The 1877-nt window shown below is 76.4% G+C and carries 1 protein-coding gene and 1 pseudogene; one reads left to right on the top strand and one right to left on the bottom strand.

All coding sequences use genetic code 11. The features are described from left to right. Positions 1–9 precede the first annotated feature (9 nt). Positions 10–1206 (bottom strand): annotated as a pseudogene (locus ABFC67_RS03950) (efflux RND transporter permease subunit); the annotation flags it as partial. On the opposite strand from ABFC67_RS03950, the gene ABFC67_RS03945 reads away from it, so the two are divergent. Continuing rightward, positions 1139–1877 (top strand): hypothetical protein (locus ABFC67_RS03945; protein ID WP_346736745.1); only part of this gene is annotated, 739 nt, incomplete at its 3' end. The pseudogene ABFC67_RS03950 and the gene ABFC67_RS03945 overlap by 68 nt on opposite strands.

Below are 1877 nucleotides of genomic sequence, written 5' to 3'. Positions count from 1 at the left end.
GGTCCAGAGTCAATCCCGCGCGGCGCGGCGCAGGCGGCGGCGCTCCAGCAGCTTGAACGCTGCCGGCATCACCAGCATCGACAGCAGCGGCGCGGTCAGCATGCCGCCGACCATCGGTGCGGCGATGCGCTGCATCACCTCGGCGCCGGCGCCGTGGCCGAGCAGGATCGGCAGCAGGCCGGCCAGCACCACCGCCACGGTCATCGCCTTCGGCCGCACACGCTGCGCGGCGCCCTCGCGGATCGCCGCGTCGAGTGCGTCGGCGTCCGCCGAGGGATCGAGCGCGCGCGCGCGGTCCCAGGCGTGGCGCAGGTACAGCAGCATCACCACGCCGAACTCGGCGGCGACGCCGGCCAGCGCGATGAAGCCGATCATGGTCGCCACCGACACGGCGTGGCCGAGCAGCCAGACCAGCCACAGCCCGCCGACCAGCGCCAGCGGCACGCTGAGCATGATCAGCGCCGCCTCGCCGGCGCGGCGGAACACCGCGTAGATCAGCGCGAAGATGATCGCCAGCACGACCGGCACGATCAGCGCCAGCCGCGCGCTGGCGCGCGCCAGGTACTCGAACTGGCCGGACCAGCCGACGGCCACGCCGGGCGGCAGCCGCACCTTTTCGGCCACGGCGCGCTTCAGGTCCGCGACCACGGAGCCGAGGTCGCGCCCGGCGCTATCGACGTAGACGTAGGTCGCCAGGCGGCCGTCCTCGCTCTTCAGCATCGAGGGCCCGGCCTGCAGCCGCAGGTCGGCGATCTGGCCCAGCGTCAGCTGCGCACCACCGGCGGCGACGATCGGCAGTTGCCGCAAGGCGGCGAGCGAGTCGCGCTCGGCGCGCGGATAGCGCAGCACGATCGGATAGCGCTCGCGGCCCTCGACGGTCTGCCCGATCGGCTCGCCGCCGACCACGGTGGCGATCAGCGCCTGCACCTGCCGCTGGCTGAGGCCGTAGCGCGCCGCGGCGTCGCGACGGACGTCGATGTCGACATAGCGGCCGCTGGCGCTGCGCTCGGCGACGGCGGAGCGCACGCCCGGCACGCCGCGCGCCGCCGCCTCGATGCGGTCGGCGACGTCCTGCAGGGTCGTCGCGTCGGGGCCGAGCACCTTGATGCCTATCGGGCTCTTGATGCCGGTGGCGAGCATGTCGACGCGATTGCGGATCGGCGGCACGAACAGGTTGGTCAGGCCCGGCACCTTGACCGTCCGATCCGTAGCTGGCGCCCACGCGCCAATCGGGGTGCTTGCCCGCGCGCGCGACCGCCAGCGCGGCGTCCGCCTCGCGTTCGCGCGCGGACCACGGCAGCAGCGGCGCCTGGCGATCGAGCTGCGCCAGCAATTGCGCCGGCGGCGCCGGCAAGGCATCGAAGCCGGGCGCGTCCGCCAGCGGCCGCCCGGCGTCGGCGCCGAGCCAGCGCGCCGGCTCCGCATGCGCGGCGGCGATGTCGGCGTCGGCGGCGTCGATGCGGTTGTCCAGCGCGGCGAGTCCGGCGCGCGCCGCCAGCGCATCGGCCGCGCTGCCGGTGCCGCCGGCGCGGCGCGCGCGGCTGGCGCGCACCGCCGTCTGCGCTTCCTCGCGCAGCTCGGCCAGCAGTGCGCGCCTGCGCTCGACCGCCCAGCGCGCGACCCACGCGGTCGCCGCCGCGCGGCGCACGTCCTGGCCGGCGGCGACGCGCTCGGCGTCGGCGGCGGCGACGCCCGCCTGCGCCAGCGCGCGCTCGGCCGCGCGCGCCGCCCGCGACGGCAGGCGCTGGCTGACGCCGACCGTGCGCATGGTCATGCCGTCGGCGCCGACGGTGTACGCGCCCGCGCCCTGCACCGGCAGGTTGCTGATGCCGAACGTCAGCTCGGGATCGGGCAGGCGGCCGGCACGGACGGCGTCG

This window comes from Mizugakiibacter sp. (assembly GCF_039680435.1).
GTDB lineage: Bacteria > Pseudomonadota > Gammaproteobacteria > Xanthomonadales > Rhodanobacteraceae > Mizugakiibacter.
Note: the sequence above shows the minus strand (reverse complement) of the source record. Positions and strands in the feature narration are given on the sequence as shown.